The organism is Streptomyces sp. NPDC102514, assembly GCF_055584525.1.
This window is the reverse complement of record NZ_JBVJLW010000012.1, coordinates 329746-350873: the sequence shown is the minus strand read 5'-3', so window position 1 is coordinate 350873 and position 21128 is coordinate 329746. Positions and strand designations below refer to the sequence as shown.

At 66.8% G+C, this 21128-nt stretch carries 16 protein-coding genes; 6 read left to right on the top strand and 10 right to left on the bottom strand.

Annotation, left to right across the window (positions count from 1 at the left end; translation table 11 throughout):
• Nucleotides 1–24: 24 nt before the first annotated feature.
• Nucleotides 25–2340 (bottom strand): glycogen debranching protein GlgX, encoded by a 2316-nt coding sequence (glgX, locus tag ACZ60E_RS29030; protein ID WP_469444253.1) that lies wholly within the window; start codon nt 2338–2340, stop codon nt 25–27.
• A 271-nt stretch (nt 2341–2611) separates the two neighbouring features.
• Between glgX and ACZ60E_RS29025 the strand changes: the two genes are divergently transcribed.
• The 6 genes from ACZ60E_RS29025 to ACZ60E_RS29000 all read left to right on the top strand — a co-directional run bounded on the left by ACZ60E_RS29025 (nt 2612) and on the right by ACZ60E_RS29000 (nt 8243).
• Nucleotides 2612–3844 (top strand): L,D-transpeptidase, encoded by a 1233-nt coding sequence (locus ACZ60E_RS29025; protein WP_384807670.1) that lies wholly within the window; start codon nt 2612–2614, stop codon nt 3842–3844.
• Nucleotides 3845–4026: 182 nt separating this feature from the next.
• On the top strand, nt 4027–5274 hold the full coding sequence (locus ACZ60E_RS29020; RefSeq protein WP_469444251.1) for a L,D-transpeptidase: 1248 nt from the start codon (nt 4027–4029) through the stop codon (nt 5272–5274).
• A gap of 130 nt (nt 5275–5404) precedes the next feature.
• Nucleotides 5405–6172: an enoyl-CoA hydratase/isomerase family protein gene (locus tag ACZ60E_RS29015; RefSeq protein ID WP_384807667.1), complete on the top strand. Its 768-nt coding sequence runs from the start codon at nt 5405–5407 to the stop codon at nt 6170–6172.
• A 304-nt stretch (nt 6173–6476) separates the two neighbouring features.
• Nucleotides 6477–6980, top strand: a complete 504-nt coding sequence (locus ACZ60E_RS29010) for an ATP-binding protein (RefSeq protein ID WP_107021845.1) — start codon at nt 6477–6479, stop codon at nt 6978–6980.
• 243 nt (nt 6981–7223) lie between these two features.
• A complete protein-coding gene (locus ACZ60E_RS29005) occupies nt 7224–7436 on the top strand; it encodes an EF-hand domain-containing protein (protein WP_469444247.1) in 213 nt (70 codons plus the stop codon).
• 147 nt (nt 7437–7583) lie between these two features.
• Entirely contained in the window at nt 7584–8243 is a 660-nt protein-coding gene (locus tag ACZ60E_RS29000) for an NADPH-dependent F420 reductase (protein ID WP_384807665.1), read from the top strand.
• 16 nt (nt 8244–8259) lie between these two features.
• On the opposite strand, the gene ACZ60E_RS28995 is transcribed toward ACZ60E_RS29000, so the two are convergent.
• The 9 genes from ACZ60E_RS28995 to ACZ60E_RS28955 all read right to left on the bottom strand — a co-directional run bounded on the left by ACZ60E_RS28995 (nt 8260) and on the right by ACZ60E_RS28955 (nt 20728).
• On the bottom strand, nt 8260–8802 hold the full coding sequence (locus ACZ60E_RS28995) for an MOSC domain-containing protein (protein WP_384807664.1): 543 nt from the start codon (nt 8800–8802) through the stop codon (nt 8260–8262).
• A gap of 18 nt (nt 8803–8820) precedes the next feature.
• Nucleotides 8821–9378 (bottom strand): glycoside hydrolase family 25 protein, encoded by a 558-nt coding sequence (locus tag ACZ60E_RS28990; protein WP_469444244.1) that lies wholly within the window; start codon nt 9376–9378, stop codon nt 8821–8823.
• Nucleotides 9379–9983: 605 nt separating this feature from the next.
• Complete coding sequence (locus tag ACZ60E_RS28985) at nt 9984–11681, bottom strand: tetratricopeptide repeat protein (protein ID WP_469444242.1); 1698 nt, start codon at nt 11679–11681, stop codon at nt 9984–9986.
• Between the two features lie 183 nt (nt 11682–11864).
• Complete coding sequence (locus ACZ60E_RS28980) at nt 11865–13004, bottom strand: Wadjet anti-phage system protein JetD domain-containing protein (RefSeq protein WP_469444241.1); 1140 nt, start codon at nt 13002–13004, stop codon at nt 11865–11867.
• Nucleotides 12991–17436: a coiled-coil domain-containing protein gene (locus ACZ60E_RS28975; RefSeq protein ID WP_469444239.1), complete on the bottom strand. Its 4446-nt coding sequence runs from the start codon at nt 17434–17436 to the stop codon at nt 12991–12993. The genes ACZ60E_RS28980 and ACZ60E_RS28975 overlap by 14 nt, the downstream gene beginning before the upstream one ends.
• Nucleotides 17429–18259: a hypothetical protein gene (locus ACZ60E_RS28970; protein ID WP_469444237.1), complete on the bottom strand. Its 831-nt coding sequence runs from the start codon at nt 18257–18259 to the stop codon at nt 17429–17431. Before ACZ60E_RS28970 ends, ACZ60E_RS28975 begins: the two co-directional genes overlap by 8 nt.
• Complete coding sequence (locus ACZ60E_RS28965; RefSeq protein WP_469444235.1) at nt 18256–19794, bottom strand: hypothetical protein; 1539 nt, start codon at nt 19792–19794, stop codon at nt 18256–18258. Before ACZ60E_RS28965 ends, ACZ60E_RS28970 begins: the two co-directional genes overlap by 4 nt.
• Nucleotides 19795–20060: 266 nt before the next feature.
• Nucleotides 20061–20453: a type II toxin-antitoxin system VapC family toxin gene (locus tag ACZ60E_RS28960; protein WP_469444233.1), complete on the bottom strand. Its 393-nt coding sequence runs from the start codon at nt 20451–20453 to the stop codon at nt 20061–20063.
• Entirely contained in the window at nt 20450–20728 is a 279-nt protein-coding gene (locus ACZ60E_RS28955) for a hypothetical protein (protein ID WP_469444231.1), read from the bottom strand. Before ACZ60E_RS28955 ends, ACZ60E_RS28960 begins: the two co-directional genes overlap by 4 nt.
• Nucleotides 20729–21128: the final 400 nt, after the last annotated feature.

The following is a 21128-nucleotide window of genomic DNA, read 5'->3' as shown; positions in this document are numbered from 1 at the left end:
GCGGACCCTGCGGCGGGCGCCCCCTCAGTCCGCCACCCGCAGCAGCAGTACCGCCCGCGCCGGCACGGTGATCGTCGCGCCCGCCCGGTGCAGCACGCCCGGCGCGGCCGACTGCTCCTCCCGCGAGGTGTCGACGACGACCTCGTACGACCGGGCCCACGGCGGCCCCGGCAGGACGAAGCCCGCGGGTCTGTCGCCCGCATGTAGCACCGCGAGGAAGCTGTCGTCCGTGACGGGCACACCCCGCGCGTCCCGCCCCGGGATGTCCCGCCCGGACAGGAACATCCCCAGGGTGCCGGCGGGCGCGTACCAGTCCCGTTCCGTCATCTCCGTGCCGTGCGCCGTGAACCACGCCAGGTCCCGCAGCCCGTCGGCCGAGTGCGCCCGCCCGGAGAAGAAGGCGCGCCGCCGCAGCACGGGATGCGCGTGGCGCAGCGCGATCAGCCGGGACGTCAGATCGAACAGGGCCCGCCAGCCGGGGTCGTCCAGCAGGCTCCAGTCGAGCCAGCTGATCTCGTTGTCCTGGCAGTACGCGTTGTTGTTGCCGCCCTGGGTGCGCCCCAGTTCGTCGCCCGCGACCAGCATCGGGACACCCGTGGAGAGCAGCAGCGTGGTCAGCAGGTTACGGAGCTGGCGGCGCCGCAGACCACGGATCCGGGCGTCCTCGGTCTCTCCCTCGGTGCCGCAGTTCCAGGCCCGGTTGTCGTCGGTGCCGTCCCTGTTGCCCTCGCCGTTGGCCTCGTTGTGCTTGCGCTCGTACGACACCATGTCCCGCAGGGTGAAGCCGTCGTGGGCGGTCACGAAGTTCACCGAGGCGTAGGGCCGCCGTCCGCCCCACGCGTACAGGTCGCTGGAGCCCGAGAGCCGGTACCCGAGGTCGCGTACGTCCGGCAGCGCGCCCCGCCAGAAGTCCCGTACGGCGTTGCGGTAGCGGTCGTTCCACTCCGTCCACAGGGGTGGGAAGGCGCCCACCTGGTAGCCGCCGGAGCCGACGTCCCACGGCTCGGCGATCAGCTTCACGCGGCGCAGCACCGGGTCCTGCGCGATGACGGCCAGGAACGGGGACAGCATGTCGACGTCGTGCATCGACCGGGCAAGAGCCGCCGCGAGGTCGAAGCGGAAGCCGTCGACGCCCATCTCCGTCACCCAGTAGCGCAGCGAGTCCGTGATCAGCCGCAGCACGTGCGGCTGGACGACGTGCAGGGTGTTGCCGCAGCCCGTGTAGTCCGCGTACCGCCGGGCGTCGTCCTGCAGCCGGTAGTAGCCGCGGTTGTCGATCCCGCGCAGCGACAGCGTGGGCCCCAGCTCGCTCGCCTCCGCAGTGTGGTTGTAGACCACGTCGAGGATGACTTCTATCCCGGCGGCGTGCAGCGCGCGGACCATGCGCTTGAACTCGCCGACCTGCTGGCCGTTGGTCCCGGAGGCCGCGTATCCGGCGTGCGGGGCGAAGTAGCCGATCGAGTTGTAGCCCCAGTAGTTCTTCATGCCCCGGCGCAGCAGATGGTCCTCGTGCGCGAACTGGTGCACCGGCAGCAGTTCCACGGCCGTCACGCCGAGCGCCACCAGGTGCTCGATCGCCGCCGGGTGCGCCAGTCCCGCGTACGTGCCCCGCAGTTCCTCCGGGATGCCCGGGTGCAGCTTGGTGAAGCCCTTGACGTGCATCTCGTAGATGACGGAGTCCGCCCACGGCGTCTTCGGACGGCGGTCGTCGGCCCACTCGTCACCGGGTGTGTCGTCGTGCACGACGACCCCCTTGGGGACGTACGGGGCCGAGTCCCGGTCGTCGCGCACGGTGTCCGCCACGTGCTGCTGCGGCCAGTCGCGCACATGCCCGTACACCTCGGGCGGCAGACTCCCGAACTCGTCGCGTCCGGCGCCGTCCACGGCGCGGGCGTACGGGTCGAGGAGCAGTTTCGCGGGGTTCCAGCGGGCGCCGGTCCACGGGTCCCAGCGGCCGTGCACCCGGAAGCCGTACCGCTGCCCCGGCCGCACCCCGGGCACGAAGCCGTGCCAGATCTCATGGGTCAGTTCGGTGAGGGGAACCCGGATCTCGTCGCCCCCGCCGCCCCCGCTCCCTTCGCCGGGCGAGCCGAAGAGACAGAGCTCGACCGACTCGGCCCCGCCCGCCCACAGCGCGAAGTTGGTGCCCGAGACCCCGTCGGGCCCGGTCCGGAAGCGCGCCCCGAGCGGGGTCGGCGCACCCGGCCACACGGAGACACCCGGCGCCGTGAGCGCCGTGCCGTTCACCGCGGGGGCGGCCTGTGCGGGCAGCCCTCCGCCGAGGGCGCGCCCCTCCTGCACCGGCTCCCGCACTGCCTCCTGCTCGGCTGCGCTCGACACCCTGGGCCCTCCCGCGGCTCGGTCGGAGCGGCACGAGGAGGACCGCGGCGTCCCGGCCGCGGTCTCCTGTCGCGTCGTCCTCCCCACTGTTCTGCCCAGAGCGGGGCTCGGACTCACGTTTCCTGAGGCGGAGGCCGAACAGAGGCACGGAATGCGAGGCGCCGGATGCGCGGCACGGAATGCGAGGCGCGGAACGTGCGGTGCCCGGCGCCGCCCGGCACCCGCCGAACGGACCCACTTCCCCGGGGCCCGCTCCGTCGTTGGGTCCCACGTGATGCACGCACAGACGCGCCCGGGGCGCTCAGGGGCCGCGCTGGCCGCCGTACTGACATGGGCGGCCCTGCTGGCCGCCGCCGCGGGATGCACCTCGCACGGGGTGGACGAGATGCTGGGCAAGCCCCGCTCGCCCGAGGAGGCGATCCGGGTCTCGCCGGACGACGGCAGCAAGGCCGTACAGCCCGAGGAGGGCTTGAAGGTACGGGTGCCGGCCGGGCGCCTGGAGTCCGTGAAGGTCGTGAAGTCCCAGGACGCGCAGGAGTTCCCGGTGCCCGGCTCGATCGGCCGGGACGGCGCGACCTGGCGGCCCGACGACCCGAAGCTCGCGCTGGCCGCCAAGTACACGGTGGACGCGGTCGCGCTCGACGCCCACGGCCGGCGGGTGGCCCGGCACGTCACGTTCACGACGTACGTCCCCGACGAGCGGTTCATCGGATACGTCATGCCGGAGAACCGCTCGACGGTCGGCACCGGCATGATCGTGTCCCTGGAGTTCAACCGCGAGATCGAGAACCGGGCGGCCGTCGAGCGCGCGATCCGCGTGACCTCCGTGCCGAAGACGGAGATCGCCCCGCACTGGTTCGGCGAGGACCGTCTCGACTTCCGGCCCGAGACCTACTGGAAGCCCGGCACCAAGGTCACCGTCGACCTGCGGCTGCGGGACGTCGAGGCGGCCACCGGCGTGTACGGGCTGCAGTACAAGACCTTCTCCTTCACGGTCGGCCGCAGCCAGACCAGCGTCGTCGACGCCGCCGCCCACACCATGAAGGTGAGCCGCGACGGCGAACTCCTCTCCACGGTGCCGATCACCGCGGGTGCCCCCGGCAACACCACGTACAACGGGAAAATGGTGATCACCGAGATGCTGGAGGTGACCCGGATGAACGGGGCCACCGTCGGCTTCAAACGGGCCGACGGCAAGGGCGAGTACGACATCCCGGACGTCCCGCACGCCGTGCGCCTCACCTCCTCCGGCACCTTCCTGCACGGCAACTACTGGGCCAAGGGCGTGTTCGGCACGGCCAATGTCAGCCACGGCTGCGTGGGACTGCGCGATGTGAAGGGCGGCAGCTCCGCGACCCCGGCGGGCTGGTTCTTCGACCGCAGTCTCATCGGTGACGTCGTCGAGGTCGTCCGCAGCAATGACAAGAAGGTCGCTCCCGACAACGGCCTCGGTGGGTGGAACATGGGCTGGAAAGCCTGGAAAGCGGGCTCAGCGGTGAAGTAGCCCGACATAGGGGTACGCACAGGATGGGCCCCCATCGCGCTCCCGGCTCCAGCAGTTGGGACTGAACGGTGACATTCCCGGGAGGTCATCTCTCCTGGCAGTGTGATTAATTAGCGCGATGCGTGCGCGGGACGCGCCGTCGTAGTACGGGCCTGAACAGGCCGTGCGAGGGGAGAACGAACTTGAACGGGCGACCGATATCGGGGGCGTCGGTTGGCGCGCGGACACGAAGCGGCAAGGGAGCCCTGGCACTTGTGCTGGGGGTGCTGCTGCTTCTCGTGACCGCGTGCGGCGGAGGAGGGGACTCGGACTCCGGGTCCGGCGGGGACAAGGACAAGGGCAAGGATTCCAGCCAGGCGGACACCAAGGTCTCGCAGGCGGTCGTGACCATCGCGCCGAAGGACGGCGCCGACGCCGTCAGGACCAGCGGCGCACTGAAGGTGACGGCGGCCAAGGGCAAGCTGACCGAGGTGAAGGTCGAGGACACCAAGGGCAACCCGGTCGAGGGGAAGATCACCGGCGGCGGCGCCAGCTGGACGCCCGCCGCCCACCTCGCGGCCTCGACCAAGTACAAGGTCCACGCGGTGGCGAAGGACTCCGAGGGCCGTGAGGCCGCCGAGGAGTCCGCGTTCACCACGCTGACCCCGAAGAACACGTTCGTCGGCATCTTCACGCCGGAGGACGGTTCCAAGGTCGGCGTCGGAATGCCCTTCTCGGTGCGCTTCACCCGGGGCATCACGCACCCGGAGGACATCGAGAAGGCGATCAAGATAAAGACCGAGCCCGCGGTCGACGTCGAGGGCCACTGGTTCGGCAACGACCGCCTCGACTTCCGCCCCGAGGAGTACTGGAAGTCCGGTACGAAGGTCACCGTCACCCTGAACCTCGACGGTGTCGAGGGCCGGCCCGGCGTCTACGGCGAGCAGGCCAAGACCGTGAAGTTCACGATCGGCCGCAGCCAGGTCTCCACCGTCGACGTCAAGACCAAGAAGATGACCGTCAAGCGCGACGGCAAGGTCATCAAGACCATCCCGGTCACGACCGGCAAGGCGGGTTACGAGACCTGGAACGGCCAGATGGTCATCAGCGAGCGCCTTCGGGTGACCCGCATGAACGGCGAGACGGTCGGCTACGGCGGCGAGTACGACATCAAGGACGTGCCGGACGCGATGCGCCTGTCCAACTCGGGCACGTTCATCCACGGCAACTACTGGGGCGGCGACGCCTTCGGCAACTACAACGCCAGCCACGGCTGCATCGGCCTGCGCGACCAGCGCGGCGGCGGTGACCGGGGAGCCCCGGCCGCGTGGTTCTTCGACCGCTCGATCGTCGGCGACGTGGTGGTCGTGAAGAACTCCAACGACCGGATCATCGACCCGGACAACGGCCTCAACGGCTGGAACATGTCGTGGGAGAAGTGGACGGCCTGACCTCGCGCTGAGGGGAGCGCCGTCGACCGCGGCACCCCCTCTCCCGAGACCGTACGGCCCCGGTGTGCCCGTCCGTGATGTGACGGAGCACACCGGGGCCGTTGCCGTTAGCCTTCGTTAACCTGCCCTCATGACTGTGCATCTCGAAGTCGCCGAGGGCGTCGGCACGATCCGCCTCGACCGTCCGCCCATGAACGCGCTGGACGTCGCCACCCAGGACCGGCTCAGGGAACTCGCCGAGGAGGCCACCCGCCGCGAGGACGTGCGCGCGGTGATCCTCTACGGCGGCGAGAAGGTGTTCGCGGCGGGCGCGGACATCAAGGAGATGCAGGCCATGGACCACGCGGCCATGGTCGTACGCTCCCGGGCCCTCCAGGACTCCTTCACCGCCGTCACCCGCATCCCCAAGCCGGTCGTCGCCGCCGTCACCGGCTACGCGCTCGGCGGCGGCTGCGAACTGGCGCTGTGCGCCGACTACAGGATCGCCGCGGACAACGCCAAGCTCGGCCAGCCGGAGATCCTCCTCGGTCTGATCCCGGGCGCCGGCGGCACCCAGCGCCTGTCCCGGCTGATCGGCCCCTCCCGCGCGAAGGACCTCATCTTCACCGGCCGCATGGTCAAGGCCGACGAGGCCCTGACGCTCGGCCTGGTGGACAAGGTCGTACCGGCCGCCGACGTGTACACCGAGGCGCACGCCTGGGCCGCGAAACTCGCGCAGGGACCGGCGCTCGCGCTGCGCGCGGCCAAGGAGTCCGTCGACGTCGGCCTGGAGACGGACATCGAGACCGGACTCGCCGTCGAACGCACCTGGTTCGCGGGCCTGTTCGCGACGGAGGACCGGGAGTCGGGGATGCGGAGCTTCGTCGAGGAGGGCCCGGGCAAGGCGAAGTTCCTCTGAAACGGCGGCTGTTGGAAAACTTCCGCCGGTCCACTTGCTGTTGACGCGATGTATCACCCGTCCGTGTGGAGATCCGGCTCGGAGGGACGGCTTATCCGAGCCTTAAGGCAGGCTTAAGGCTTCCTTGCGGGGGAGCACGGGCGATTGCCCCGAACGCCCCTGTCCGTGCAGGCCGGACGGGGTGTCCGGGCCATTGTGATGCCGATGGCATATGTCAATCGGATGATGCGGAACAATGGGTTCCGGGGGGCGTATTCCTCCGGAACACCCCCGGAGAGGCCCCTTCGGGGGTCATGATGGGGGCATGGCGGGGCTGGAGGGTATCGAACAGCCGCGGCGGCACGGGAGTGCGACCGCGGCGCGCTGGTCGCCTGCTGTCGAGGACGAACACGCGCTGAAGGCGCTGGAACTGTTCGGCAACCCAACCGAGGCCGAGGTACCGCTGCCGTCCCGGCCGGAGTCCGCCGCCACGGCGCGCCGGCTCACCCAGGTCGTCGTGCTCCGCCAGTGGGGACTCTCACCGAAGATGACCGAGGACGCCGTGTTACTGGTGTCGGAACTCGTGGGCAACGCGGTGCGGCATACGGGGGCGCGGGTCTTCGGGCTCCGGATGAGGCGCCGGCGCGGGTGGATCCGGGTCGAGGTCCGCGATCCCTCGCGGGGGTTGCCCTGTCTGATGCCGGTCCAGGACATGGACGTCAGCGGCCGGGGCCTGTTCCTGGTGGACAAGCTCTCCGACCGCTGGGGGGTCGACCTGCTGCCGCGCGGCAAGACGACGTGGTTCGAGATGCGGGTCGCTGACCGGTAGGGGTTTTTCGCCCCCGCCGCCCCTACCCGTCCCGTCACTGTGTCCTCAAACGCCGGACGGGCTGAAATGCTCTCAGCCCGTGGGGGGTCGGGGGCGGAGCCCCTGAGTCGGTGACGGGACGGGCAGGGCCGAGAACATGAGCGGCTGCGAATGCAACCGCACCTGGGTGGTCGCCGCGTCGCGCGCCGGAGCGGAACGTTAATCTGACCTCGTCAGTGAAGCACCACGAAGGGGCGGGGTCCGGTGGCGGACATCGAGGAAGCACGCAAGGCGTTCGAGCGCATCGACGTGGACGGGGACGGCTACATCACCGCCGCCGAGTTCAAGAAGGCCCTGGCCCAGGGCGGGGACTGGAACGTCACGGAGTCGGTGGCCGAGGCCGTCATCGCCGCCCAGGACCTCAACGGCGACAAGCTGCTCTCGTTCGACGAGTTCTGGGCCCACGTCAACAAGTGACCCGAACGAAAAGGGCGCCCACCGGTTCACGGTGGGCGCCCCTTTGCCGTGTTCGTCCATCCGGGTGGGGCTCGGAATAGCCCGGTATGAACCGGGGTTGGTATATCGCGCCAGGAGCCACCCACCCCCTCGAAGGGCGAGTCCCCCATGAAGATCGGCATCATCGGAGCAGGGAACATCGGCGGCAACCTCACCCGCCGTCTCACCGCACTCGGGCACGACGTGTACGTCGCCAACTCCCGCGGCCCGCAGACGCTCACCGCGCTCGCCGAGGAGACCGGAGCCACCCCCGTCAGCGTCGAGGAGGCTCCCCGGGGCGCCGAGATCGTCGTCGTCACGATCCCGCTGAAGGCGATCCCCGGCCTGCCGTCCGGACTGCTGGACCAGGCGGCCGACGGGGTGACCGTCATCGACACCGGCAACTACTACCCGCAGCGGGACGGCCGGATCGCCGCGATCCTGGACGAGGGGCTGACGGAGTCCCGCTGGACGGCCCAGCACCTCGGCCACACGGTCGTCAAGGCCTTCAACGGCACGTACGCGCAGGACATCCTGGACCGCCCCCGCCCGGCCGGCGCCCCCGACCGCATCGCCCTCCCGGTGGCGGCCGACGACGAGGCGGCCAAGCAGGTCGTACGCGCCCTCATCGACGAGCTCGGCTTCGACACCGTGGACGCGGGCGGCCTCGACGACTCCTGGCGCCAGCAGCCCGCCACCCCCGTCTACGGCCTCCAGGAGGGCGTGGACGCGGTGACGAAGGCCCTGGCCGAGGCGTCCAGGGAACGCACCCCGGACTTCACCGCGTAACCCTTTCCGCCCCCGCTCAGACGATCTCCAGCGGCAGGTGCGGCCCGGCCGGCAGTTCGACCTCCACGGGGTCCCCGGGCCGCACCCGGCCGCCCGCGACGACCACACTCATGATCCCGGACCGGAACCGGGCCTTCCCGTCCTCGCCCCGGCCCACGACCTGCTTCATGAGCCCCTTCTGGAAGGTGTCGATCTGCGCGCAGGGATTGCGCAGCCCGGTGACCTCCACGACGGCCTCGTCCCCGAGCCGCAGCAGGGTCCCGGCCGGCAGCCCGAGCAGATCGATGCCCCGGGTGGTGACGTTCTCGCCGAGCTCCCCGGCCGCGACCTCGAACCCGGCTCCCCGGACCTCGTCGAACAGCTCCTCGTGCATGAGGTGCACCTGCCGCAGATTCGGCTGCGTGGGATCCTTCCGCATCCGGAACCGATGCTTGACGGTCGCCCCGGCATGCACATCACCCTCGACCCCGAGCCCCACGAGCAGCACGATGCTCTCGCGATTCGGCTTGGTGAACGAGTACACACCGTTGCTGCTCACCGCAGCGACACTTCCACCCATGCCGTGCAGCTCCCGTCGTCAGGCGTCCTCGGCCCATTCTCGCAGGGCGGCCTTGCTGGAGAAATCGGCGACGTTCTTGTCCAGCGGGTCGTCCGTGTACTGGTGGAAGCGCCACTTGGCCTGGATGCGGGGCTCGCCCGCCGTCACGTAGTCCGCGATCCAGAGGCCGTCACCGGCGTAGGACGTGTCGTCGACGTTCAGCCAGAAGTTCCGGTTGCAATAGAGGATGACCCTGTTGTTCGGTCGCAACTCCCTCACCTTGCGGATGAAGCGGTCCTTCTCGGCGTTGCTGGCGTGGGTTCCCTCGCCCGTCGTCTCCCAGTCCACGGCGAGGATGTCGCCTGCCTTCTCCGGGGCCTTGCTGACGAAGTACTCGGCCTGGGCCGTGAGGTTGCCGGGCCACAGGAAGTGGTAGAAACCCACCACACAACCGGCGTCCCTGGCCCGCTTCGTCTGCGCGCTCAGCTTCGGGTTGACGTACGTCCGGCCTTCCGTGGCCTTGACGAAGACGAAGGACAGGCCCTCGGTGCTGTACGAGGACGACTGGTAGGCACTTACGTCGATGCCGCGCAACATGCGTGACTCCTTGGTGCTGGTGTGGCCGGAAACACGGATCGTGCTTCCTGGGGCCTGTGGGGGGCAATCCCCTTTGAGGTTCCCGCACTTGGCCCGCACTACCCTCACGCGCACAACTGCCTTGAAGGTTGCGCCGGAGCACGCGCCCCCGACTCCGCGCTCGATGGTGTTCAGCGAGACAGCCCCGGGCGGTCCCGGCCGGAGGCCGCCGCTCAAAGGCTCGCGCTGATCGCCGTGCTGGTCCGGCGGGCGACATCGTCGAGGCGCTCGGACCGGTGGAAGGGCCCGTCGCGGCGAACAGTGCGGCGATCGAAGCACTGCTCACGGCGTACAGCGGGGCGGCCACGCAGCACACCCCGGGCACCAGGATCTCCTAGTCGAGCGAGACACGACACTCCCGGATCATTCGTGCCTCGCGCCCGGTGGGAAGCGGTAACCCGGCGCCACGGCAAATGCCTTGCCTGCGGCGGTATTGGACGGTCAGTCTCGGTTGAGGGGCGCTGTTCGAGGACCGTGGTCATGGCTGTGACGCATCCGCGGCTAGTCTTGGTCGTCGTCGGGGCACATCAGGCCCGCAGTGGTTGTCAATGAACGGTCTGCTGGCGTTACACGCTCGCTGGTCCGTCGTACAGCCTGTGTGATTGAGCGATGTACGCCTGCACCGACGACACGGTCTCGACGTGGTCGTCACCAAGCGTTTTGCGCCGGAGCGTCATCGCCGTCTCGAAGTACTCCAGCGCTTGCTGCGCTGCGACACCGCTCTCAGCCAGCGCCAGCGCAAGATGGTGCAACGTCACGAGAGTTTCCCGGTGTTCCTCCCCCAGTACCTCAATCTGGATCCTCCAGATCTTCTCTCCAAGCTCAGCGCTCCTGACGCAATAGCCGAGCGAGAGCAGTGTCCGTGCAATGAACGAGTCGGTACGCAGGGTGTCGGGGTCTGCTTCACCGAGCCATCTCTCCTGATGTTCCCTGACATTCATCGCCACGATAGATGCGGCCTTGATATCAATCTCTTTGAGATACTGAGTCACCGCGAAGCAGTCGGCCAGCACCTGCCGATCGCGAAGACTTCGCCAGCTCGGTGTCCCTAATGCCCTGATGCTGCTCAGCAATGCCGCCCAATGGTTGCCGCTACCGTGGTGAGCGCGTGCCAGTAACCGGTCTGCCTGGACCAGACTCGGTTCTGTGTCGTCCAGCTGCCGTTCCCATGAGTCCCGGAGTCTGGTGAGACCACGGTGGGCATCACCGAACCGTCGACGAAGCAGTAGGACGTCCACGAGGCCAAGCATCGCGCAGCGCCCCTGTGGTGTGCGGATCAGCGCGGGATCAAGGTTCTGGAAGCACTCAGTCGCTTCTTCGGATGCCGCGCTCAGTACCCGTCCATCGGGGCCCCGAAGTCCTGCTTCGAAGGCGACCAGCAGCGCCTCAACGAGGCGATCGATGCGTGGCCGGTCCTGGTCGTCCAGTGAATGCATGGCGATGAGGCGTACGAGGCTCTTCGCCTCGACACCGCCGTTCGCATCGAGAGTGACCAAGCCGCGAAAGACCAGTTCCTCCAATGCCTCGTACACGGCCCGGTGAGGCACCTCGTCCCCGCGGTGGGGGACATCGTCGACGGAGTACCAGAGGGAGCGGCCCAGGCATCGAGTTGGGAAGGCGTTTGCCCCGATGACCGCGAAGGCACTCAACAGATCCTGAGCGAACCGGAACGTCGGTGCCAGGCTCTGGAACGCTGCGCTGATCCGTCCCGCCGGAGAACCGCCACCCTTCTCGGCAAGCAGGTGGAGCAGAGTGCTGTGAGGCATCGCGAGGACGCTTTCAGCTGACATTCCCTCGGTCAGCTGCGACCCCACGTATGCCAACGCCGGGGGCCAGTAGTCCAACCGGTCAGCCAGACGGGCGGCAGAATCCCGAGACAGCCCCGGTTGGTACCGGCGCAGAAGTCGAACCGCATCACCCTGGCTTAGTGCGGCGACTTCCAGTACGTCGGCCACACCGAGCCAGAGATGCGGGGCGGCAGCCGACGTCAGTAGGGTGTCCGGGCCTTCGATGGGTAGAAGTCCGGCGACATCGGGCGGATGGCTCACTCCGTCAATTGCAAGAAGGGTGCGGCCGCCGACGCTCCTGAACCGGTGCAGGGCACGGGTGATCAGACGAGCTGCGGTGTCGGGGTCGGTGAATTCGATCCATTCGATGTCCGCGTAGCACCGTTGTACCCGGTGCAGATACTCGACGGCAGTTGCTGTCGCTCCGGAGCCGAGGGTGCTGCGGAGTACAACCGGCCGGCCGCCGAGTGTGCTCAACGCGCGAGGGATGTCCTCGTCCAGCAGACAGTCCCGGCCGACGAAGTCCTGTGGACGTCTCGGTAGCGCCGCGCCATGCATCTGAACAGCCCCCTCTTGACCCTGTCCGTTTACATGTGTCGCGGTTTGGCGCGCCGTACGGGCGCCTTGAAACTGAGCAACGAACGAGCCGGTCCAGGGTTCTCACCGCACGTCGGCGTGCCAGGCGTCGGCCGTGCGGAGGTGACGTAGGCCGACCCATTCCTGAGCCAAGCGGTCGCCCTTTACGAGCAGTTCGACAGCTCGCTCGCGGTGCCGTTCGCAAAGCCAGGCGGCCAGTTCCTCCGCCCGGTCCCGGGGTACGGGTTTCTCCTTGCCAGGAAGGGGGGTGCCGAGTTCGAACAGGGCGTCGTACAGCTTCGCTGCGGGGACGACCGCTGGCAGGCCTGCCGCTCGTGCCTGAGCGTTGGCGCGTACGGGAATTGCGAGTCCACTGGCGTCGAGGTCGCCGAAATAGTGAATGGCCGCTACCCCGTGATCGGGACGGATGCTGCGGACCGAGGAGACGAACGATTTGCCAATCCCCCAGGCCAAGTGGCCCAGGCCGTGATCCATCGTCTTCAGCGCCTCGGCGATGGACCAGCATGTGGTGTAGTTCTCCACTACGAACAGAATTTCACCGTGATCCATCGAGGCGTATCCACGCTCGCCCGCTTTGGCGAGATAGACCTCGGTGAGCAATGGCGGCTCGGATTTCAGGATGTTCAGGAAGTCGCGCATATATTGCTGATCGGAGAAAAGCCATCCGAAGGATATTTCTCGAAACGCCTTCTCTGGTTCTGGGAAGTAGGCAGTAAATTTTCGCTTTCCGAAGATCTCCAGCGCACGCTCGCACAGGGGTACGGGAGTTGAGTCTGGGTCGTTCATCAACCATTCATTAACTGCGACATAGGCGGTTAGTTGTTTGGCTTTTCGGTTCCACTCATGTGCCACTCGACCCATCTTCTCGTGGAGTGGCGGCATGGTCACCTCGGGTTCTACCAGGGGCGGAGGTGAATACACCCAAATATTCATGGGGAGTTCGAGTCGCTCTTTGTCGGTTTTCTCCATCGATCGGATCCCCCCTTGATTTTCGAGTCTTTCGAGGCACTTGAGGATTTCTCGGGATTCAAATGCATCGACCGAAGATGTTCGATATACTTTCCGAAATGTCACCTTGAAGTCGGACATGGTCAGCTTGTGTCTCTGGGTGGAGCTCCTCTTGCCTGCTGAAGCTCTGAGGCGCAGGGCTTCAAGCATTTCCTGGTCTAGTCGGTCGAGTGCCGCGCCTTCAGCCTTCGTCATCTTTTTCCGTGGGGTGCTTGTAGTAGCGAGCGGTGGAGATTTCTGAGTTCCGGCTGTTAGACAGTGAGCCGTCCAACAGGCTCTCCATTTCTGCTTGCACCCTCAGATACTTGCGGTGCGTCCGCAGGTCGGCGTCATTTCGCATACGAACGACCAAGGGGAAATTGTCCAAGACGGTGAGGTCGAAGATTCCGGTGGTGTAAATGAGCTGTACCCCCAGGGCAGCCGCCACTGCTTGTTGGAGACGCAGCAGGTAGGTAGCCGATGCTCGACCAATCGGGTTGTCCAGAAAGAGGACACCAGAATGGCGGCGCCCCGTTCGGCCTCGCTCGTTCGAACGCAGTGCGGCCATGGTGCAGTAGAGAATGATCGCTGCGGTCAGAACCTGCCCGCCGGAGAACACGTCCTTGAGTTCGGACACCGGCACCCAATGTTTGCGCAGGACAGCATCCGGCTTCAGGATCCGGACTCTGAAGCCCTTGCTTCCCACTGCTGACGCCACGCCCCGCAGCAGCAGTGACATCCCGTCCCGCTTGATCGCCCGGCCGGCCACCACATCGGCGGATGCCTCATCGACCACGGCGGCGAGCCGGTCGGTCAAGGCGTCATCCTTCGCCGCGGTGAAACCGATGCGAAGGAAGGGCTCTCCCGACCAGTCCGCCAGTCCCTCGGGCAACCGGGAAAAACGCTCGGCTCGTTGAAGGGTGCGCAGCGCTTCCTCCACTTGCTGCTTCATCTGCCGGACGATCTGCCTGCGGTGCCGGTCGATCGAGTCCAAGTCGACGTCGAGTGAGCGCAGTCTCTGGCGTAGCGCCCTCTCCCACTGCTCGGCCATGTTGGGCAGTTGCGCGCGGTCTGTGCTCAGGATGATGCTGCGGCTGGGAAGGTTCAGAGCAGCGAAGCGGTTGTCGGCGGCGTGGCCCGCCAGCCGGTCGGCCTGCTTGCGCTCGTCTCGCTGGGCGGTATCCGCGGCCTTACTGGTCTCGTCATACACAGACTTGAGGCTGTCGTGCCGGTGGCGTGCCGCGCTGATGTCACCCTCAAACCCCTTACAGTCAGGGTGCGGCTCGGGGCCCGATCCCGGTCCGAGAACGTCCGTCAGATCCCGGAATATGCCCGCCTGACGTTTGGCCTCGATGGCCTCCCTGTCGGCGCGTTCGCTGTGGAAGCGCAATTCCTGCCGAATGCGGTCGGTCATCTCCCGGCTCCGCTCGGCTTCTGCAATGGCCTTCAACCCCTCGCCGAGATGCCCGGGACGGGCGTACGGCGCCAGGTCGATTTCCTCCTCCGGCTCGACGAACACACGGGCATCCGCCTTCCGGGCGGTGGTCACAGCAGTCAGTTCGGCGAGCCTGTCCTCCATGGCGACGACGGCCCGCTCGGCCATCTCACGCGCCAGCGCCCGGGAAGCTTGGTCAGCGGCGTCCGGCCCGTCCAACAGTTCCACGGCACGTTGCCGCACCGGTTGGTCGATTTCCTTGATCTCCTTCTCGGCCGCGTCGACCCGGTCACGAGCCAGCGTGGCCTTCGCCTGGAGGTCGTCGCCGACCTTGACCCGTTGGTACTCGTCGGAGGCGGAGACGTAGGCGCGGCGGAGGATCTCCAGCGGCTGTCCGGGAACGGCGTCGTGATCTGGCGCAGCGTCGGTTGCGGGCAGCTGCGCCAGCTCGTCGATCAGGCGCTGCGCGGTCCCTTTCAACGCGTCTGCGGCTCGTCGATGCTCAGCTGCCTGGGAACGGCACTGTTCGCTGCGTACCGCCGCGTTCTGGGCCGCCTCCCGTTGCTCGGCGGCGGCGTCCTGAGCGGTGCGCTCCGCCTCCAACCAGCTGGGTATGCGAGCTTCCCGAGTGGCCAGCTCAGCGAGCGCGTTCGCGGCTCGTTCGAGCTTGCGGTGGGTGTCTCGCTCGGGGGGAATGGCGTCCTTTACGGCCAGCCGTTCAGAGGCAAGTCGTTCGCGCACGGCGTCCTGCGCTACGACCAGTTCCCTAGCGGCTGCCAGTTCCGTGCTCTTCTGATTCACTTCGCCGAGCAAGGCGTCGAGTCGTCCCGGAGGGAACTCCCGGCGCCAGTCCGACAGGCGGGCAGACAAGGTGATGTAGAGATTCAACCGCTCCTGCAGAGAACCGAGTTCGCGCGCATAGAGGCTGTGGCGGTGGTTGAGCCGGGCCAGTTCGTCGACCGCCGCCTGCTCGTCGTACAGCGCAGGATGTACGGGCACCACGTATTCGGCGTTCTCCCGTTCGGCCGGCGTTGCATGCAGGTGTTTCTTGGTGCCGAGGGCAAGGTGTTCGGTGGGCCACAGCTTGCTGGCGGTCAGCACTTCGCACGCCGCGTCAAAGCGTTCGGCCTCGTTCACCACGATGCCGGTGACTAGACTCGGTACCTGACGCACGATCTGCCGACGCCGGTCCACGCTGCTGATGGCGGCCACGTACTCCCAACCGGTCCAAGCCTTGATTCCGGCCCCCTCCAGAGCCTGGCACGCCTGAACGGCTTCTACTGAGGGCGGTAGAAGTTCGGTGGTCTCGAGCGCTGTCCTGGCACGCTCATCGCCGACGATCTTTACCTGCAACGTCCCTACGGCGCTTTCCGCGTCCTGACGGGCGTCGGTCAGCCGGCTCAGCAGGGCGGTGAAGTCCGCCTCCAGGTTCACCGGATCGGTGCCGATCAGCCCGGCGAACTCGGGATGGGCAGCCAGCGCGTCGGTACGAGCGTGCGCCTCGCGGTAGTCGCGTTCGGCCAGGCGGTGGGATTCGCTGGCGGTGGCCAGCACCTGTTGGGCATGGCGGCAGGCGACTTGGGCCAGATCGTGTTCCGTGTCCAGCCGGGTCAACGCGGCGTCCAGTTCGTCGATCCTGGCTGCTGCCTCTTCGGCCCTCTTCCTGGTGGTGTCGGCGGCTTCGCGAACCCGCATGCCGTCGGGGACGAGGCCTTCCCTGACTGCGGTCTCTACTGCCTGCCTGACGCCCTCGATGTTGCTCTTGTGAACTCCGGCATAGGCCGAATGGACGGCGGCCTGGGTGATGGCGGCATTGTGTTCGGCCTGGGCGTGCCCCGCGTTGATGTCCTGTGCCGAGCCCGCCGTTTCGGCGTCGGTCGACTCTTGCCTGGCTCGGTCACGCAGTTGGATCAGGGACTGTCGCAGCGCCCCAGCCGCCGAGTCACGGGCTTCGAGTGCCGGACGAGCCGCCTCATGGGTGGCCGCGATCACCTTGCTGAGCCGCAGCTCCTCTGTGACAGCGTCCTGGTGCCGCAACACTGTGGGGACGACTCCCCAGGCCTTCTCGACAAGCTGTGCCCGCCGGAACTGACGCCGGTGGTGTTCCTCCTCCGCCAATGCCTCGTCGAACCGCATACGGGCAACCAGCCGACGTAGTTCGGCGATGATCTCGATGATGTGCTGATACCGGTCCTCTTCCCGGCGCAGGTCGTCCCTCAGCTGCTGGCTCTCTGCTTGATGCTGATCAGCGCGTTCGTTTTCGCGTATGGATCGGATGCGGATCAGCCGCAGGATTTCGTCGAGCCGTTCGTGCGCCTCCTCTCTGCGCGCGATCGCTGCCAGTCCGATCTGACGGGCCTGCGCAAGGGGCCCCAGAGATTTCAGGGCGCCTTGGACAAATTCCTTCTCCAGTTCGAGATCGCCACGCACCGAGAGTTTGTCGGCGTATGCGTTGAGGACGTTCGCAAGATCCTTCGGCGGCTCGGTCGGCAGCACCACACCGAGTAGGAAGTTGACGAACGCGCTGTCGCTGGCAAAGGAGAACACATCGGCGGCTTCTCCCTCGTCGGCGTTCATGGCCCGCTGATACCGGAAGAGTTCGGGATCGAGACCGAGGTCCGTCAGCCGGTCGGTCCACTGCCTGTGGACCCGCAGACAGGCGTACTCCATTGCTGGATCGGCTTCCGCGGTGGCGAGCATCGCATCGCAGAACTCCGGCAGTGGGCGATACCGGCCGTCGCTGACGAACGGCAGGTTCCGCAATCCGGCGGTCTCCGTCGGCCGGAAGTGATACCAGCGCTCCACCAGTTGCTGCCGGTCGCGGGATGGTCGGCCGTTGCGCCAGGCGGACACTTTGCCGGTCACCAGGTGCCGGCCACTCTTCGCGTGGACCCATTCCAGCACGACGTGCGAGACGTCATTCTCGAGAACAAAGCTGTCCAGCGCGTGAGTGCTGGTCGTGCCGACAGTCTCCCGCCGCCCCGGCAGTATGACGGAGAAGATCAGTTTGATCAGAACGGATTTCCCCCCGCCGTTCTCCAGATGCAGCACGCTGGCCGGAGAGGGCCGCTGCACGCGCTCCTCTTCGCCGAACAATAATGTGGGCTGTGCGGTTACCGTGGCCCCCGCACCGCTGAAGTCCAGCAGTACGTCTTCATAGCGGGCAGCCTCCGGTCCCACTGCGCGCAACAGCACCCGGGCGAGCTCATACACCTTGCTCCTCCTGTGTGTCCCGCAGCGTCGGGACCACGACCCGCAGGGTGCCGGATGAATGGATCAAGGGCACCACATTGAGTTTGAGTAGTTCGTTGAAGGCGTTGGTTGCTGCCAGTTCCCGTACCTGGAGTTGGTAGCGGGGGGTCGTACGGTAATTGCCTTCACGTGGATCGCCGACAATCGTGAGGAACCCACTGTCGGTGAGGAAGTTGAGGGCCCGGCCAACCATCGCTTTGGTGGAATTCGGAGCCGCGCGCTCGTCCTTCGTTCGAGACGCCTCAGGACGGCGGGAGTACGCGTGCCATACCTTCTCCAGCTCGGGCGCCTCGGTGGGGGTGTCCGTCTCCTCCCCACCCTCGGCAGCCTTCTTCTGTAGCTTGCGGCAGGTGTCCCGGACTGTGGCGTCGACGAGATTGACGCTGATCCGGCCGATGTATCCGTCCTGTGCAAGGTCGTCAGGGCGCGGGAACGCCAGGGCGGCGATGGCGAGGTGGATGATCCCGTGCAGGACCTTCTCGGTGTCGCCTCGCTCTCCCCGGTACTTCGCGCGCTTCGCGTAGTCATCCATCTTGGTCTCGAAGACGGAACCGTCGAGTGCAGCGAGCACCACGGCCTCGGTGTCCCTGTCGCTGCCCAGAGCCTTCAGCCCCAGCCCCCGACCGATGCGGTCGGTCAGTGTCCGGAAAGCGTCGTCCCGTCGGTATCGCTGGGCCAGGTCGAGGTAGTCGCTGTCGCGTGAGGGAAGCACTCGTGGACGTAGCGCGAAAGCAACGAGTCGTGCGGCGGCCTCGGCGTCGTCAGGGGTGTATCCGTGGGTCACGCGAAAAGCTCCTGCTCCGGCGTCCGCGATGAGGAAAGGGGGCGGTCCGAGTTCCGTGGTCCGCCTGATTCGAGGGCGTGGTCGATGGGCAGCGAGGCCAGCAGCAGGTCGTCGCCGCCGAAATCCTTGTCGTCCAGCTCCTCACCGGTGGGTACGGCGACAAGCACGCGCTGTGCACCGGCACGTACGGCGTCTCCGACCGGAGGACTGAATGCGTGGCCGGCCCTGTGCAGGACGAGCCGAGCCACTTCTGGGCCTGCGGATCGGCGTGCCCGCGCCAGCAGCAGGCTCAACAACTCGGGCCGGTCACGGATATCGAGGAGCTGGTCGGCCGTCCGCTGGTGCTCCTCGGTGAAAACGAGCACGTCCGTCGGGGCGCCCAGTTCCGGGTCGGGCACCTCCGCACCGTACGGCTCCGGCTGTGGCCCCGACTCGAATAGCCGCGAGACGATCGACGGCAGCCACACGGCGTCCGGTACAGCGGGGGCCACGGCCGCACGGAAGTAGTCCATGAGAGTGGGCAGTGCTTCGGCGACGGTCAATCCGAGTGCTGGAACGAGTAGTTGGCCGAAGAGATCCAGAGCCGCGCGCTGTGGCGGTCCGGAGAACTCTTGGCGGTCCTGCTCGCTCCGGAACAGGTCACCCGCGGTTTGAAGACGCTGTTGCAACTGCATGTGACGGCTGATGCAGTCCCGGACAATGAAGACCAGCTCCGCCGCACGTTGCTTGTGGCGCGAGTTATCTGCTTCGTCACGCTTTTCGGTGATGTGCGAGAGGATCTGGTTCTCCATCTCGTACCGGTTCTCGATGTGAGAGAGCGCGGCGTTCAGAAGATTGGGCACTTCGTGCTCCCAGTCCACCGTCCGCACATCGCGGCGCGTGGCGTCCAACTGCTGGCGCAGCGATTCCCCGTACTGCACCGTACGGTGCCGGGCCTGCTCCGCGGCGACCTTGGCGTCATCCAGGCGCCCTCGCTCGATCAGGTTCCGCAGTTTGTGTTCCGCAGCCACCTGAGCCGACTCCACGTCGGTGTCGAGCGCGCCGACGAGTACGTTGATGGCCTCGTCCGTGGTCCGCAAGCGGATCTTTCCCTCGGTCGCACGTTCGACGATCAGTTTGAAGTCGAACTCATGGCGTCCATAGGCTCCGTCGTCGCCAATGCGGCCGTATGTCCAGCTGAATCCGCGATCCACCGTTCCGACATTGATCAGTTTGTGGAGAACCCACTCGGCCACCGCCAGATGTTCGTCGGCGCTTCGATGTGGCTGCTGGACCGCGGCGAATTGGGCGACCTGACTCACTACGCTCACCGGATCCGCTCCGGAATCGAAGTCCATGGCGATCGTCACCTGGTCGATGACGTGCAGTGCTATCTCCGCCATTTGGTAGCCGCGGACATCAGCCCACTCCACCTTGTGCTTGTGGACATCGAGTGCTTGTAACGGTGCTGTGCACGCGAGTGCTTTGACCCGGCGCACCAATCCGTCATCAGGCAGCGTCGCCGCCTGCTGCTCGTCGTCACCGTAGAACGTCACTGCGCCTCCGCCACGCCGAGCGTCGGACGACATTCCGCCAGCGCCGTAACGGATAAAGCCACCGGCTCCTCCTCAGTCATTGAGACCGACGAGTACCTTCTTGCCCGTCAGCAGCACCCGAACCAGGAGGGAACTTACTACATGATCGCGACCCTCCGGGATGAAACGGATCACTCGGGTTGATGCCCTGCGGGGGGCGTGGGCTCTGAGGTGAGAGGGCGTAAGTCGTGCCGTAAATCCCCTTTTCGGAAGTGCGGTGGAGGCAATCAGACTTTGATCACGCCAATGCGGGGCCCACACAGCATGCGGAGGTCTTCGGGGTCTGACGTCAGGACGGTCACGGGGGCGGGTGAGGCAAGTGCGGTGGCGGCCACGATGGCGTCAAGGGCGTACTTGTGGCCATGCAGATTGGCTGCGGCGAGCAGCTTGCTCGCGTGGCGGGCGATGGCTTCGGTGGGCGGGATGATGTTGATGCGCGAGACGGCGTAGTCGAAGCGGGCCTGGTTGGTCTTGGGGTTACGGGCTTCGACGAGAGTGACGGAGCTGGTGATGACGCGGGTGTCCTCGTCCTCGGCGGCGGCGAGCCACTCGGTGAGGTCGAGTGTTCGGCGTACGAGCTTGGACAGGCCTTCGCTGTCCAGGACGAGGGTGCCGCTCACGCGGCGTCCGCCGAGCCGGCCCTGTCGCCGCGCAGGAGCGCTCGCTTGGCATCGATCGCAGCCTGGTCGACCGGTCCGTGCTCGGCCTCGGCGTCCTCGATGAGTTCGCGCAGCCGGTCGCGCTCCAACTGGCGCTGGATTAGGGCTTCGACGTAGGCGGACATGCCGCGCTTGCCGGTGCGTGCCTTGAGCGCCGCGATGGTGCCTTCGTGGAGGGAGACGGAGACCGGACGGACGGGACCTTCGCCGGGAGCGGAGTCGGGGGTGTTGACCATGGAGCTACATTAACAAAACTCTTGTTATTATGCGGAGTGATCTACGGTGCCGGGGCTTGACCGGAGGTGGGCGGCGGATCGCCTCGCGGGCACAGATCCTCTGTGATCACCAGGCGTGACGACGAGACCCGTGGCGTGACGCACTGGGAATGCTTGTGCTACCCGCAGCCGTGGATCTGAAGACGGCCGCGACACCCTGGGGTGAAAGTGCTCGGCTCCTCGAAGAGTTGTTAGTTGTGTGTGCCGCTGTGCTCGTCGGCTGGAGGGGCGTGAGTGAGGAGCCCGCGAGTGAGGGCCATCGTCTCGTGTGCGTGATTCCGACAAGTCGCGCGACCATGGTGTCGCAGAGGAGTTGTGCAGGCCGGTTCATCGCATCGCCAAGGTGCAGGGAGCGTGGACG